Here is a 13,391-nt window from a genome sequence, read left to right as displayed (position 1 = left end):
GTGATGCGGGATAATGGCTTGGAAGCAATGTGTTCGATGCCGGTGAGGCAGCGCCTGTCATGGGGCCGCCGGTTGTTATGAGCTGGTTTCAGGAAGGGGAACGAGCATGGCGGCCATGAAGCCGCGGACGGGCGACGGCCCGCTCGAGGTGACAAAGGAGGGGCGGGGCATCGTCATGCGCGTTCCGCTCGAAGGCGGCGGTCGGCTTGTTGTGGAGCTGACTCCGGACGAGGCCGATGCACTCGGCGACGCCCTCAAGAAGGTCGTCGGCTGACGCAGAGGCGCCCACACTTCATCACTGCCCCGGCACGGGTCCGTGCCGGGGCAGTGATGCATTCGGAACAAGCCCGTCGAAGGGGTTCCCGGTCCTTCGAGGCTGTGGGGGAGGTCGGGGGAGACCGAGGATGCCCGGCCGGCCCGGCGAGGGGCACGGAACGACGAACGGTCACCCACGCCGGACGGCGCAGAGCAACCCGTCGCCCACCGGCAACAACGTAGCCATCAGCTCCTGGCTCTCCCGCACCGCCCGCAACAGCTCCCGCAGCCGCAGTACCTCCGCCGGCTGCGCCGCGGAGTCGACCGTACGGCCGTCCGCGAAGACGCCCTCGAAGCAGACCAGACCGCCAGGTCGCAGCAGGCGCAACGATTCAGCGAGGCAGTCCAGGCTCTCCAGCCGGTCGCCGTCGCAGAACACGAGGTCGTATCCGCCGTCCGCGAGCCGCGGAAGTACGTCGAGCGCGCGGCCGGGGATGAAACGGGCCCGATTGGCCGCGAACCCCGAAGCCCGGAAGGCCTCGCGGGCGAACTGCTGCCGCTCCGGCTCCGGATCGACCGTGGTCAGCACCCCGTCCGGCCGCATCCCGTGCAGCAGATAGATGCCGGACACGCCGGTTCCGGTGCCGATTTCGGCCACCGCCTTGGCGTCGGTCGTGGCAGCGAGCAAGCGCAGCGCGGCGCCGGTGCCCGGTGACACCGAGCGGAGCCCTGCCTCCCGGGCCCGGTCTCTGGCCCAGCGCAGTGCTTCGTCCTCGGCGACAAAGGCGTCGGCGAACGCCCAGCTCGTCTGCCGGTTGGCGGTAATGACCCTCTCCTGTCCCCGTAGTTGGCGCAACGGTGACTGTATCCGCTGCACCCGGGAACCCGCAGATGGGACCGGGCGTTAGGAAAGGACAGGGGAAAGCCCATGGATCCGGCCCGCAGACCGGGCCCGGGATCATGGGCCGGCGGTTCCGGGGATGATCCCGGACCCGGCAGAAAAAAGGTTTATCCGGAGCTAACGGGCGAGGTGGCTATGGTAGGGGCTCCACTGGACACCACCAGAGCCGACAGGGGAGGTGCGGCTGCGCCTGTGGATCGGAGTGGAGTGCTGCGGCGCTTTCTCAGGTCGGCGGGTGAGCCGAAATCCGTGACCAACATTGCTGACCGTTCTTCCAACGACTCCGCACCGACCGCGACCTTCGCCTCAGATGCGGACTCCCAGGCCTGGATGCCGCCCTCATGGGAAGAGATCGTCAGCACGCACAGCGGTCGTGTCTACCGCCTTGCCTACCGTCTGACGGGAAACCAGCACGATGCCGAGGACCTCACTCAGGAGGTCTTCGTCCGGGTGTTCCGTTCGCTGTCGACCTACACACCCGGCACCTTCGAGGGCTGGCTGCACCGCATCACGACCAACCTGTTCCTGGACATGGTCCGTCGTAAGCAGCGGATCCGTTTCGACTCCCTCGGTGACGACGCCGCCGAGCGGCTGCCGAGCCGTGAGCCGTCCCCGCAGCAGGTCTTCAACGACACCCACTTCGACGCGGACGTACAGCAGGCGCTGGACACCCTTGCGCCCGAATTCCGTGCCGCGGTCGTGCTCTGCGACATCGAGGGACTTTCGTACGAGGAGATCGCCGCGACCCTCGGCGTGAAGCTCGGTACCGTGCGCAGCCGTATTCACCGCGGCCGCTCGCACCTGCGCAAGGCTCTGCAGCACCGCTCTCCCGAGGCCCGCGCCGAGCAGCGCTCGCTGGCGGGAGCCGTGGTGGCAGGGGAGGGCGGGCCGGCGTGAGTGGCACAGGTCCGACCCCTGCGGAACAGCACCTGGGGGACCGGCTCGCCGCGCTTGTCGACGGTGAGCTCAAGCATGACGCCCGAGAGCGGGTGCTCGCCCATCTCGCGACCTGCGCGAAGTGCAAGGCCGAGGCTGCCGCCCAGCGGCGGCTGAAGAGTGTCTTCGCACAGTCGGCCCCGCCGTCGCCGTCCGAGGGGTTCCTCGCCCGGCTGCAGGGCCTTCCTGGGGGGCCGGGCGGTGACGACGACCGCCAGGGAAGACCGTTCGGCGGCTCCGGGCGGTTCGCCGACGGACTTTTCCCGGTGATGCGGCCTTCCGGCAGCCGCACCGATTCGCCGTCGGGGAAGTCGCCGCTTGACCGTTTCGGCTACCTCGCGGCCCCGCACGGCTCGACGGCCGTACTCCCGGTCGACGGATCGCGTGGGTCGTTCCGGATCCATGAGGTGGGCCGGGAGGGGGACCGGTCGCCGTGGCGCGGCCGCAGGTTCGCCTTCGCGGCGGCCAGCGCCGTCTCGCTGGCGGCCATCGCGCTGGGTGGCGCCCTGCCGACAGAGTCAGGTCCCGACGCCGCGACCCGCGCCGAGGGCGCCGGAAACAACGTGACCCCGCTCGATGCCGCCGCGCGGGTCGAGAGCGGCAGCGTGACCAGCCGTCGCGGTGGCAGCAGCCTCGGCTCGTCCGGCGTGCCCGGCGGTGGTTCCACGACCGGTGACCCGGCCCAGCCGCTGAATACCGCGGCACCCGTCCCCGCCCTGTTCGGCACCGGCCGGCTCACGGCCAACCCCTTTGCCGCGGCGGCACTGACGGATATGTCCGCGTCCCCCCTGATACGTCCGACCGCCACCGGCCCGCTGTTCACACACGCGCTCGGAATCGGCCTGAACCCCGTTTCCCCCACGCCCTCGCCGACCGCGTCCTGGGCACCCACGTCTGCGGCCGCCCTGCCCACCTCCGCCGATCGCCGTCTGCCGCTTTCGGCCCGGCGCTGACGGGGGTCTGCGCAGCGATTCGTAAACCTGGTTGAATCCCCGGAGGAATTCCGGGAGGGACGTCCTTTCGGGCGCGTGCAGAGGCCAGTTGTGGCGGTTGCGGGGAGAGCATGGACGACGGGAAGCCCACCGGGCCGAAGGCGAAGTGGTGGAGCCGCCCCACGGCGGGGCGCGCCACCGCATCAGCGCCGCAGGAGGCTCCCGCCCCGGCGGTGGCACCGCCGGAGGACGTGCGGCCCGTGGGCACACCGGCCGGCGACCCGGACACCACGGTCGTCGCAGACGTGAGCCCGGCGCCCGTACTCCCCGCCCAGCCCGCACCGCCCGAGCCCGTGGCGCCCGCACCGCTGCTGGCACCCGCGCCGGTGACGCCCGAGCCCGGAGTACCTGACCCCGCAGCGATGGCCCAAGCGCCAGTGCCTGCGGTGAAGCCGTTGCACGAGCCCGATCAGTACAGCACCCCGCCGTACGGCGGCCCCGGCCCCTGGGCGCCCGCACCACCCGTACAGCGCCCGGTGCCGACACCGGCGCACGGCACTCCTGTACCGCCGCCGTACGCAGGCACCGGCACGAACGGCGCAGGCATGCCCACGGTCCCCGCGCCCCTCCCGGCCCCTGCTCCGGCCTTCACACCCCCGCCCCAGCCGCCACAGTCCTTGCAGTGGTCGCAGTACGACCCCTGGGGTGCGCCCCGGCAGCCGCTGACCCATTCCGGCCCCCCGCTCGGGTCGGACGGCGGGGGCAGGAAGAGCCGACGCGGCTCCCTGCTCGTCGGCGCGCTGCTGCTCGCTCTGGTGGCGGGCGGCATCGGCGGCGGCATCGGTGCCTACGTCGAGCGCAACGGCGGTCTGACCACGGTCGAGCTTCCGCAGGCCGCGAGGAACAGCGGCGGCCGCGCCCCCGACAGTGTCGCGGGCATCGCCGCCAGCGCCCTGCCCAGCGTGGTCACCCTCCATGTCAGCGGCACCACCGAATCCGGCACCGGCACCGGCTTCGTCCTCGACAAGTCGGGCCACATCCTCACCAACAACCATGTCGTCGCCCCGGCCGGCTCCTCCGGTTCCATCACGGTGACGTTCAGCGGCGGCGAGACCGCGCGCGCCGAGGTCGTCGGCAAGGACAGCGGCTACGACCTGGCCGTGGTCAAGGTCACCGGCGTCTCCGGACTCAAGCCACTGCCGCTGGGCAATTCCGACAATGTGCAGGTCGGCGACCCGGTGGTGGCCATCGGCGCCCCCTTCGACCTGTCCAACACCGTCACCTCCGGCATCATCAGCGCCAAGGACCGGCCGATCACCGCGGGTGGCGATAAGGGCGACGGCAGCGACATCAGCTACGTCGACGCGCTGCAGACCGACGCCCCGATCAACCCGGGCAACTCCGGGGGCCCGCTCGTCGACACCGACGCCCATGTCATAGGCATCAACAGCGCCATCCGCGCCGCCGACAACAGTTCGTCGGCCGAGGGCGGCCAGGCCGGTTCCATCGGCCTCGGCTTCGCCATCCCGATCAACCAGGGCAAGCGGGTCGCCGAGGAACTGATCAACACCGGCAGAGCCACGCATCCGGTGATCGGTGTGACGTTGGACATGAAGTACACCGGTGACGGCGCCAAGGTCGGTGCGAAGGGCGCGGCGGGCAAGCCCGCGGTGACACCCGGCGGTCCCGGGGCGAAGGCCGGCATCAAGCCGGGCGACATCATCACCGAGGTGGACGGGCAGCGGGTGCACAGCGGCGAGGAGCTGATCGTGAAGATCCGCGCGCACCGTCCGGGTGACCGCCTGGACCTCGGTCTGACCCGCGGTGGTAAAGACCTGTCCATGAGTTTGACCCTGGGGTCGGCAACCGGCACCTGACGTCCACTGGACGCTACCGTCCAGACAGTTCGGACGGGTACCGTGGGCGGGTCCGGACCTCAACCGACCTGGGCTCGGGGAACACGAGGAGCAACAAGGTGTTCAATGACATAGGCGCACTAGAGCTGGTGACGCTCGTGATCCTCGGCGTGCTGATCTTTGGCCCGGACAAGCTGCCCAAGGTCATCCAGGACGCCTCACGCTTCATCCGCAAGATCCGTGAGTTCTCCGAGAGCGCCAAGGAAGACATCCGTACCGAGCTCGGCCCGGAGTTCAAGGACTTCGAGTTCGAGGACCTCAACCCGAAGACGTTCGTCCGCAAGCAGCTCATGGACGGAAACGACGATCTCGGGCTGAAGGAGATCCGCGAGAGCTTCGACCTCCGTAAGGAGGTGGCCGAGGTCACCGACGCGGTCAACGGTCGCGAGAGCGCGTCCCAGGACTCCGCTGGCGGCGTGTCGGACAGCGCGGCGATCACCGCGGCGAACGGCTCCCCGGGCGCCCCCGACCTGCTCAAGAAGCGCGAGCAGCCCGCGAAGGACGATCGTCCGCCCTTCGACGCAGACGCCACCTGACACCGGTCAATCCCGACTCGTCCGGACGGTATCGCTATTCTCCATCTGTCCGGTTGCGAGGACGCCCGAGGGGGGCGGGCCGCTGCGGACCCCTAGGGATCGAGGAGGCGGCCGGGCAGATGGAGACGACGAGTCGGGCAGGCGCGGAAGGTGCGCCCAGCACAGTCACCGCAGAGGGGGTGCCGGCGACCCGGCGTACGGTCGACGGCTATCTGCAGGCGTCGTTCCCCTGGTACGGACTGGACGAGGCCTTCGCCGGGCCGCGCTGGCTGATGCAGGTCGGCACGGCGGCGGACGGCACGGTGCAGCACGGTTCGACCGGGCACGGCGAGGAGCCTGTGGTACGGGGCGACTCCGGCGGGGAGAAGCAGCGGTTCGCGGTCGTGGTGACGGTGGCGAGCAGTCCGGTACGGCGCAGTGGCGACGGTACGGGGGTGCTGGAGGCGACCACGGTGTCATCGGCGGCGTGGCTGGCGGGCTCGGGTCTGCTGGCGTACACGTGGCCCCCGCAGCTGGACCACACGCTGCGCGACGACTGGCTGGACCAGCAGACGGAGACGGCGTTCGAACTCGCCGACGATCTGGACGGGCCCGCGTGGTCGGTGCTGTCCCTGCCGGTGGACGGTGTTCCGGTGCCGTTCCACTACCGGGAGTCCGAGTTCGGGTGGGTGCTGGCGGGGTCGGCACCGAGCGGGGTGCACATCGGGGCGTACGGGCGGGGGATGAGCGCGTACGGGCTGGGGTTCTCCGTGGTGGAGGACATCGCGACGTACGCGTAGCGGGTGCGGTGACCGGGGTGCCCGGTTGCCGCTCCGTCCTCGGTCGCCGGACGGGCTCGATGGCGCCGCCGCGCGCCGTGGGACCGCGCGCCGAACGGGATTGACAGTGCCGCCGGGCGGGGCCCTGTGCCCTGCCCGGCGGTTGTGCTGTGGCCTCGTCAGGGGGCCGCGGTTCAGACCGACCGGCAATTGGGGGGCGGCGTCACGGGGCTGGGGCACGCACCTCACGGCGTTGTCGTCCATCACCATGTTCCCCGAGCTCTCGGCTTCGCTCGAGCAGGGGAGGCCCCATTCGCCATGGCTCAATCCTCCGCCTGGCGATGCACGCACCCCAGCCCCGCTCCTTCACCCACCCCCCAATTGCCGGCCGGTCTCAGAACTTGTTGCGGGGGGTGATGCCCAGCGACATGCCCGACAGACCGCGCCGGCGGCCACCCAGCCTGTCGGCGATCGTGCGCAGGGCCTTGCCGGCCGGGGAGTCCGGGTCCGAGAGGACCACCGGCTTGCCCTCGTCGCCGCCCTCGCGCAGGCGTACGTCGATCGGAATGGAGCCGAGCACCGGGACCTCCGCGCCGACCGTCTTCGTCAGGCCCTCGGCGACCTTCTGGCCGCCACCGGTGCCGAACACGTCGACCATCTCGTCGCAGTGCGGGCACGGCATGCCCGACATGTTCTCGACGACGCCGACGATCTTCTGGTGGGTCTGCACGGCGATCGAGCCGGCCCGCTCGGCCACCTCGGCCGCGGCCTGCTGCGGGGTCGTGACGATGAGGATCTCGGCGTTCGGGACGAGCTGGGCCACGGAGATCGCGATGTCACCGGTGCCCGGCGGCAGGTCGAGCAGCAGGACGTCCAGGTCGCCCCAGTACACATCCGCGAGGAACTGCTGCAGTGCGCGGTGCAGCATCGGTCCGCGCCACACCACCGGGGCGTTGCCCGGGGTGAACATCCCGATGGAGATGACCTTCACGCCGTGCGCCGACGGCGGCATGATCATGTTCTCGACCTGGGTCGGCCTGCCGTCCGTGCCGAGCATCCGGGGCACGCTGTGCCCGTAGATGTCCGCGTCCACGACGCCGACCTTGAGGCCGTCGGCCGCCATCGCCGCTGCCAGGTTCACCGTCACCGACGACTTGCCGACGCCGCCCTTGCCGGACGCGACCGCGTAGACCCGGGTCAGCGAGCCGGGCTTGGCGAACGGCACCTCGCGCTCCGCCGTGCCGCCGCGCAGCGAGGACGTGAGCTCCTTGCGCTGTTCGTCGCTCATCACCTCCAGCGTGACGTCGACCCGTGTGACGCCTTCGACCTTCGCCACCGCATCGGTCACGTTCTTGGTGATGGTCTCGCGCATCGGGCAGCCGGAGACAGTGAGATACACCGTGACAGCGACCGCACCGTCAGCTGCGATCTCGACCGACTTGACCATGCCGAGTTCGGTGATCGGTCGGTGGATCTCCGGGTCGTTCACTGTCGCCAGTGCTTCGCGCACCGCGTCTTCGGTAGCCATACCGACGATGTTACGGCGCCTGGTGCTACGCGTGAGTAGCACCCGTCAGCGGTCTTCGTCACTCTCGGCCGGGTACAGGGCCTGCCGGTCGTGCAGGTCCCTCGCGAGGTCTTCCAGTTCGGAGCGGATCCAGTCGCGCGTGGCGACCTCGCCGAGACCCATCCGCAGCGACGCGATCTCCCGCGTGAGGTACTCGGTGTCCGCGATGGAGCGCTCGTTCTGCTTGCGGTCCTGCTCGTAGGTGACCCGGTCGCGGTCGGCCTGCCGGTTCTGCGCGAGCAGGATCAGCGGGGCCGCGTACGAGGCCTGGAGCGACAGCATCAGCGTCAGGAAGATGAACGGGAACCCGTCGAACCGCCACGCCGCGGGCGCGGAGACGTTCCACACCAGCCAGGTGATGATGAACAGAGTCATCCAGACGATGAAGCGCCAGGTGCCCAGGAATCGGGCGATGCGCTCGGAGAGCCGGCCGAATGCCTCTGGGTCGAATTCGGGCAGCAGTCGCCGCCGCGGGGCCTTCGGCTGGTCCAGCCGGGAACGGGGCGGGCGTGCGATGCCCGAGGCACCCGCCGGCGCCCCCTTCGAGCGGTCCTCACCGGCCACGCGCGATCTCCTCCTCACCGTGGAGGTCGGTCTCCCGCCAGTCCTCGGGCAGCAGGTGGTCGAGGACGTCGTCGACGGTCACCGCGCCGAGCAGTGATCCGCTCTCGTCCACGACCGGCACGGAGACCAGGTTGTACGCGGCCAGATAGCTCGTCACGTCCGGCAGCGGAGTGTCCGGTGTGAGGGGGACGAGATCGCTGTCGACGATCGAGCTGACCAGGGCGTACGGCGGGTCCCGCAGCAGCCGCTGGAAGTGCACGGTGCCCAGGTACTTGCCGGTCGGTGTCTCGTCGGGGGAGCGGCACACGTACACCTGGGCGGCGAGCGCCGGGGACAGGTCTGCCTGCCGGACCCGCGCGAGTGCGTCGGCGACCGTCGCGTCCGGCCGCAGAATGATCGGCTCGGTGGTCATCAGACCGCCCGCGGTCCGCTCTTCGTACGACATGAGGCGCCGTACATCCGCCGCGTCGTGCGGCCGCATCAGGGTCAGCAGCCGCTCCTTGTCCTCCTCGGGGAGTCCGGACAGCAGATCGGCGGCGTCGTCCGGGTCCATGGCCTCCAGGACATCGGCGGCGCGCTCCTCCTGGAGCTTGCCGATGATCTCCACCTGGTCGTCCTCGGGCAGCTCCTCCAGGACGTCGGCGAGCCGGTCGTCGTCGAGCGCGGCCGCGACCTCGGCCCGTCGCTTCGGCGACAGATGGTGCAGCGCGTTGGCCACGTCGGTCGGCCGGAGCTGCTCGAACGTGGCGACCAGTGATTCGGCGCCCTGCCCGTCCTCCTCCAGTGAGAATCCGCTGACCGCCGACCATTCGACCGTCAGGGCCTCGCCCTTGCGCCGCAGCGCCCCGCCCTTGCCCTTGCGTACGAAGTACTTGTCGATCTCCCAGTCGCGGCGCGCCGGGAGCTGCGACACGGAGACATCGAGGATGGTGACCTCCTCGCCGGTCTCCACGAGGCGGACCCGCCGGTCGAGGAACTCGCCGAGCACCAGGCGTTCGGTGGGCCGCTGTTCGAAGCGCCGCATGTTGACCACGCCGGTGGTGATGACCTGACCGGACTCGATCCCCGTCACCCGGGTCATCGGGAGGAAGATGCGGCGGCGGCTGAGCACCTCGACGACCAGGCCGAGCAGCCGGGGCGGCCGGCCGCCGACCCGCAGCATCGCGACCAGGTCGCGGACGCGGCCCACCTGGTCGCCGTTGGGGTCGAAGACCGGGACGCCGGCGAGGTGCGAGACGAAGACCCGGGGGGCGCCTGCCGCCATGCTCTTCGCCTCCTTCCGTCCCGTAGCGAGGGGACGGTCCGTTCAGGGGTGAATTCCACCGTTATGACGGGATCAGGCTAGCCCGTACCGCTCCGGGTCGGCCCGGTGAGCAGTCCGTACGGCTCTGCGCCGGACGGCGTGGGCGACACGGGTACGCTGCGGTCTGCCAGCCCCCGACATGCAGATGAGAGGCAGTGCGCCAGTGACCTCTTTTGTCCCGCCCGTCCGGACCCGCCGCCGGACCGCTCTTGCCGTCGTGCTCTGTGCGGGGCTGACCGCAGCCCTGACGGGGTGCGGCGACGAGGATCCGGACAAGGGGACCAACGGCATCGGCAGACTCTCGGCGGCCCAGATCGAGAAGAAGGCGCAGGCGGCAGCCGACTCCGCGGACGCGGTGCGGCTGGCCGGGACCCTGGTCAGCAAGGGCGGCGCGTACAAGCTCAACATGCGGCTCAAGGTGGACGGCGGCACCGGCTCCGTCACCTCGAAGACCAGCACGTTCGAGCTGCTGCGGATCGGTGACCAGGTCTACCTGAAGGCCGACTCCGGCTTCTGGAGTCATGAGGAGAAGGACAAACAGAGCAGCGATTCCGGTGCGGCGGTGGGGGACAAGCTCCAGGACAAGTATGTGAAGGTCCCGCAGGACGACCCGACGTACAAGCAGCTGCGCGGCTTCACGGACATGAAGACCCTGCTCGACGGCATGCTGACGCTGCACGGCAAGGTCAACAAGGGCGACCGCGGCAAGGTCGGCTCCGTCCGCACCATCCAGATCCTGGGCGGCAAGGGTGAGGGCGGGGCGCTCGACGTCTCGCTGAAGGGCACGCCGTATCCGCTGCGGTTCGCCCGTGCCGGCGGCGGGGGCACCATCACGCTCGCCGACTGGGGCAAGGACTTCACGCTGGAAGCCCCGGCCAAGGACGACACCGTCGACTACGGGCAGCAGCTTCCCAAGTCGACCTCGTGACGCCGCGGTGACAGCCCTCAGCGGCGGCGCTTCAGCAGCAACCGCGGGAGGGCGTCGGGGACGGGGCGGCGGGTGGTCGCCGGGGTCGGCAGTGGCGCCGCCGCGTGCGAGGTGTCCGGCAGCTCCGTACGGAACTCGCCGGGCGTCAGCCGCAGCACCCGGCACTCGCGCGCCCAGCGCTCGGTCATCTGCTCGGCGTCCGGCGCGTTCAGCCGCTTGCCCTTGAGTTCGGCGACCGCCGCCTCCCACTCCTCGGAGTGCGGCGCGAGCTCCGTCACGGCGGCGGTCCAGGCGATCAGCCGGCCGCCCTTGTCCTTGCTGCGCACGGTCACCTCTGCGGCGGACCCGTCGGCGAGACCGGCCGGGAGCGGCTGCTCGCCGGGGCCGTCCCCGACGAGATGGGCCGCGCCTTCGTGCCATACGTGCCACAGCGCCTGCGCGGGCCCGGTGCCCCGTACCCAGATCAGACCGGACTTCTTGGTGGCCTCCTCGACGAGGGCCGGTCCGAGCAGCGAGTCAGCGGCAGCAGCAGTCATGCCATCAACTCTATTAGAGCCAGCCGTTGCGCTTGAGCGAGCGGTGGATGGAGAAGCAGACGACCCCGATGACGCCCATCACCATCGGATAGCCGTACGTCCACCGCAGCTCCGGCATGTGCTTGAAGTTCATGCCGTAGACGCCGCAGATCATCGTCGGTACGGCGATGATGGCCGCCCAGGACGTGATCTTGCGCATGTCCTCGTTCTGCGCGACGGTCGCCTGCGCCAGGTTGGCCTGCAGGATCGAGTTCAACAGTTCGTCGAAGCCGATGACCTCTTCGTGCACCCGTGCCAGGTGGTCGGCGACGTCCCGGAAGTACTTCTGGATGTCCGGATCGACCAGCCGCATCGGCCGCTCGCTGAGCAGCTGCATCGGCCGCAGCAGCGGGGAGACGGCCCGCTTGAACTCCAGGACCTCACGCTTCAGCTGGTAGATCCGGCTTGCGTCGGAGCCGCGCGGGCTGCCCTTCGCGGGGGTGGAGAAGACCTCGATCTCCACCTCGTCGATGTCGTCCTGGACGGCGCCGGCCACGGCGATGTAGCCGTCGACGACATGGTCGGCGATGGAGTGCAGGACCGCCGAAGGTCCCTTGGCGAGCAGCTCCGGGTCGTCCTGCAGCCGGTGGCGCAGCGCCCGCAGCGAGCCGTGTCCGCCGTGCCGGACGGTGATGACGAAGTCCCGGCCGGTGAAGCACATCACCTCACCGGTCTCGACGACCTCACTGGTCGCGGTGAGCTCGGCGTGCTCGACGTAGTAGATGGTCTTGAAGACGGTGAAGAGCGTGTCGTCGTACCGCTCCAGCTTGGGCCGCTGGTGGGCGTGGACGGCGTCCTCGACGGCGAGCGGGTGGAGGCCGAACTCCCGGGCGATCCCGGCGAATTCCTCCTCGGTCGGCTCGTGCAGGCCGATCCAGGCGAAGCCGCCGTCCTCGCGCACCTGAAGCATCGCCTCGTGCGGGGTCAGGCAGCCGGCGCTCTCCACGCGGCGCCCGTCGCGGTAGACCGCGCAGTCGACGACCGCGCTGGAGGCGGACGGGTCACGGGTGGTGTCGTAACTGCTGTGCAGGGCGTTGGTCTTGCGCAGGGACGGGCGCACAGCGGCGCGCAGGTCACGGATCATCGACATGGCTGGCTCCTTCACGGAGGGCCGTCGTCGGGCGCGTGGAACAGCCCGGAATGGGGACGTGTGCTCACATCCGCAAAGCGGGCGGCACCGCGGCGGCGCGATGACGGCGTTCGCTACAGACAGGCAAAAAAGAAGTGCTCTTCCGTCGTGCGCAACGCCCTGGGTTCTGACGGGGGAGGCGTCAGATCACCGAAGAAGGGTGTGGGGCGGAAGAGCGGTTGGTACTGCATGATCGACTTCGATCCATTGCAGCCCCACCTCCTCCAGCCGGTCCCCCGTGGGGGATGACGTGTTGTCGGGACTGAGAGCGACGCTTCTGCGTGCTGTCCCGACCAGCGGCCAAGACTATCAGCCGACTCCGGGCCAATCCCTTACTTTGCCCATTCCATACGCGTCCTATGCTCGCGGCATGGAAGAAATTCTTGCTCTGGTCGAGGCCCGGCTCCGTACGGCTCTCGGTGAACCGGACGCGCGCGCCGCGGTGACGTTTCTCGGTACGGACCGGATCGAGGTACTCCGTTTCGTCGACGGCGATGTGGTGCGCTACGCCACGCTCGGCATGTCCGTCCAGCCGATGTCCGATCCGACCGCGGCCCTTGCGGACCCCGTGAAGGGGCCGCGCGCCGAGCTCATTTTTTCCGTGCGGGCCGGGCTCGCCGACACCGACAAGGTGCTCCGCGGACTGGCCGTGCTGGCGGCTTCCCCGCAGGTCGAGGGGTTGATCGTGGCTCCCGGCGCCTCGCTGGACCTGGGTGAACCACTGTGGCCCGGGGCGCCGTTCAGCTCCGTACTGGTTGCCGAGCCGGGCGGGCTGGTCGAGGACCTGGACCTGAATGAGCCTGCACCGCGCAGCGGCTCCGTGGGGGGCGGCGGCCGGGAGACGGGCGGGCCGATGGAGCCGGTGCGGTTCCTGCCGCTGCTGCCGATGACGCCCAACGAGGCGGCGTGGAAGCGGGTCCGCGGGGCGCAGGAGCTCCAGGAGCGCTGGTTGTCGCACGGGACGGATCTGCGGGATCCGCTGCGTACCTCCGTGACCCTGGACTGAGACGAACGCCATACGGGCATGGGGGGAAGCCCCGCCGCGCGGCCAGGAGGGGGAGCCGCGGGCGGGGCGGAACAAGGTTCGCACA

14 protein-coding genes are annotated in these 13,391 nt (G+C 70.1%); 8 read left to right on the top strand and 6 right to left on the bottom strand.

Annotation, left to right across the window (positions count from 1 at the left end; translation table 11 throughout):
• Positions 1 to 106: 106 nt before the first annotated feature.
• Positions 107 to 274, top strand: a complete 168-nt coding sequence (locus tag OH809_RS15250) for a DUF3117 domain-containing protein (RefSeq protein WP_003966491.1) — start codon at positions 107 to 109, stop codon at positions 272 to 274.
• 171 nt (positions 275 to 445) lie between these two features.
• Here the strand turns inward: OH809_RS15250 and OH809_RS15245 are convergent, their stop codons facing one another.
• The gene (locus OH809_RS15245; protein WP_037688857.1) at positions 446 to 1,111 is read right to left on the bottom strand and encodes an O-methyltransferase; all 666 of its coding nucleotides are present in this window, start codon (positions 1,109 to 1,111) and stop codon (positions 446 to 448) included.
• A gap of 180 nt (positions 1,112 to 1,291) precedes the next feature.
• Here OH809_RS15245 and sigE point away from each other — a divergent pair, with 180 nt between their 5' ends.
• The 5 genes from sigE to OH809_RS15220 all read left to right on the top strand — a co-directional run bounded on the left by sigE (position 1,292) and on the right by OH809_RS15220 (position 6,255).
• Positions 1,292 to 2,053 (top strand): RNA polymerase sigma factor SigE, encoded by a 762-nt coding sequence (gene sigE / locus OH809_RS15240; protein WP_406425180.1) that lies wholly within the window; start codon positions 1,292 to 1,294, stop codon positions 2,051 to 2,053.
• On the top strand, positions 2,050 to 3,045 hold the full coding sequence (locus OH809_RS15235; RefSeq protein ID WP_406515225.1) for a zf-HC2 domain-containing protein: 996 nt from the start codon (positions 2,050 to 2,052) through the stop codon (positions 3,043 to 3,045). Before sigE ends, OH809_RS15235 begins: the two co-directional genes overlap by 4 nt.
• A 110-nt stretch (positions 3,046 to 3,155) precedes the next feature.
• Positions 3,156 to 4,901: a S1C family serine protease gene (locus tag OH809_RS15230; RefSeq protein ID WP_406421880.1), complete on the top strand. Its 1,746-nt coding sequence runs from the start codon at positions 3,156 to 3,158 to the stop codon at positions 4,899 to 4,901.
• A gap of 98 nt (positions 4,902 to 4,999) precedes the next feature.
• Positions 5,000 to 5,476: a sec-independent translocase gene (locus OH809_RS15225; RefSeq protein ID WP_406421881.1), complete on the top strand. Its 477-nt coding sequence runs from the start codon at positions 5,000 to 5,002 to the stop codon at positions 5,474 to 5,476.
• 119 nt (positions 5,477 to 5,595) lie between these two features.
• Positions 5,596 to 6,255 (top strand): hypothetical protein, encoded by a 660-nt coding sequence (locus OH809_RS15220; RefSeq protein WP_406421882.1) that lies wholly within the window; start codon positions 5,596 to 5,598, stop codon positions 6,253 to 6,255.
• 373 nt (positions 6,256 to 6,628) lie between these two features.
• Here the strand turns inward: OH809_RS15220 and OH809_RS15215 are convergent, their stop codons facing one another.
• The 3 genes from OH809_RS15215 to OH809_RS15205 are packed head-to-tail and all read right to left on the bottom strand — an operon-like array spanning position 6,629 to position 9,629.
• Positions 6,629 to 7,762, bottom strand: coding sequence for an Mrp/NBP35 family ATP-binding protein (locus OH809_RS15215; RefSeq protein ID WP_406421883.1), 1,134 nt, complete (start codon positions 7,760 to 7,762; stop codon positions 6,629 to 6,631).
• A gap of 45 nt (positions 7,763 to 7,807) precedes the next feature.
• Positions 7,808 to 8,365, bottom strand: a complete 558-nt coding sequence (locus tag OH809_RS15210; protein WP_406515224.1) for a DUF1003 domain-containing protein — start codon at positions 8,363 to 8,365, stop codon at positions 7,808 to 7,810.
• Positions 8,355 to 9,629, bottom strand: coding sequence for a magnesium transporter MgtE N-terminal domain-containing protein (locus OH809_RS15205; protein ID WP_406421885.1), 1,275 nt, complete (start codon positions 9,627 to 9,629; stop codon positions 8,355 to 8,357). The genes OH809_RS15210 and OH809_RS15205 overlap by 11 nt, the downstream gene beginning before the upstream one ends.
• 202 nt (positions 9,630 to 9,831) lie before the next feature.
• Here OH809_RS15205 and OH809_RS15200 point away from each other — a divergent pair, with 202 nt between their 5' ends.
• Positions 9,832 to 10,596 carry a hypothetical protein gene (locus OH809_RS15200; protein ID WP_406515223.1) on the top strand — a complete coding sequence of 255 codons (765 nt, stop codon included), beginning with the start codon at positions 9,832 to 9,834 and terminating at the stop codon, positions 10,594 to 10,596.
• 17 nt (positions 10,597 to 10,613) lie between these two features.
• Here the strand turns inward: OH809_RS15200 and OH809_RS15195 are convergent, their stop codons facing one another.
• Both OH809_RS15195 and OH809_RS15190 read right to left on the bottom strand, forming a co-directional pair.
• A complete protein-coding gene (locus OH809_RS15195; RefSeq protein WP_406421887.1) occupies positions 10,614 to 11,132 on the bottom strand; it encodes a hypothetical protein in 519 nt (172 codons plus the stop codon).
• A 13-nt stretch (positions 11,133 to 11,145) separates the two neighbouring features.
• Positions 11,146 to 12,261 carry a magnesium and cobalt transport protein CorA gene (locus OH809_RS15190; protein WP_406421888.1) on the bottom strand — a complete coding sequence of 372 codons (1,116 nt, stop codon included), beginning with the start codon at positions 12,259 to 12,261 and terminating at the stop codon, positions 11,146 to 11,148.
• Between the two features lie 409 nt (positions 12,262 to 12,670).
• Between OH809_RS15190 and OH809_RS15185 the strand changes: the two genes are divergently transcribed.
• The gene (locus tag OH809_RS15185) at positions 12,671 to 13,306 is read left to right on the top strand and encodes a suppressor of fused domain protein (protein WP_406421889.1); all 636 of its coding nucleotides are present in this window, start codon (positions 12,671 to 12,673) and stop codon (positions 13,304 to 13,306) included.
• Positions 13,307 to 13,391: the final 85 nt, after the last annotated feature.

This window comes from Streptomyces sp. NBC_00873, assembly GCF_045207415.1.
In the GTDB taxonomy this organism is placed as follows: domain Bacteria; phylum Actinomycetota; class Actinomycetes; order Streptomycetales; family Streptomycetaceae; genus Streptomyces.
This window is presented reverse-complemented; position numbering and strand designations above follow the sequence as displayed.

Excerpts from the sequence above, each read along its gene's own strand:
- OH809_RS15195 (WP_406421887.1), bottom strand. The coding sequence starts at position 11,132 with ATGACTGCTGCTGCCGCTGACTCGCTGCTCGGACCGGCCCTCGTCGAG.
- OH809_RS15185 (WP_406421889.1), top strand. The coding sequence starts at position 12,671 with ATGGAAGAAATTCTTGCTCTGGTCGAGGCCCGGCTCCGTACGGCTCTC.
- OH809_RS15230 (WP_406421880.1), top strand. The coding sequence starts at position 3,156 with ATGGACGACGGGAAGCCCACCGGGCCGAAGGCGAAGTGGTGGAGCCGC.
- OH809_RS15190 (WP_406421888.1), bottom strand. The coding sequence starts at position 12,261 with ATGTCGATGATCCGTGACCTGCGCGCCGCTGTGCGCCCGTCCCTGCGC.
- OH809_RS15215 (WP_406421883.1), bottom strand. The coding sequence starts at position 7,762 with ATGGCTACCGAAGACGCGGTGCGCGAAGCACTGGCGACAGTGAACGAC.
- sigE (WP_406425180.1), top strand. The coding sequence starts at position 1,292 with ATGGTAGGGGCTCCACTGGACACCACCAGAGCCGACAGGGGAGGTGCG.
- OH809_RS15250 (WP_003966491.1), top strand. The coding sequence starts at position 107 with ATGGCGGCCATGAAGCCGCGGACGGGCGACGGCCCGCTCGAGGTGACA.
- OH809_RS15205 (WP_406421885.1), bottom strand. The coding sequence starts at position 9,629 with ATGGCGGCAGGCGCCCCCCGGGTCTTCGTCTCGCACCTCGCCGGCGTC.
- OH809_RS15220 (WP_406421882.1), top strand. The coding sequence starts at position 5,596 with ATGGAGACGACGAGTCGGGCAGGCGCGGAAGGTGCGCCCAGCACAGTC.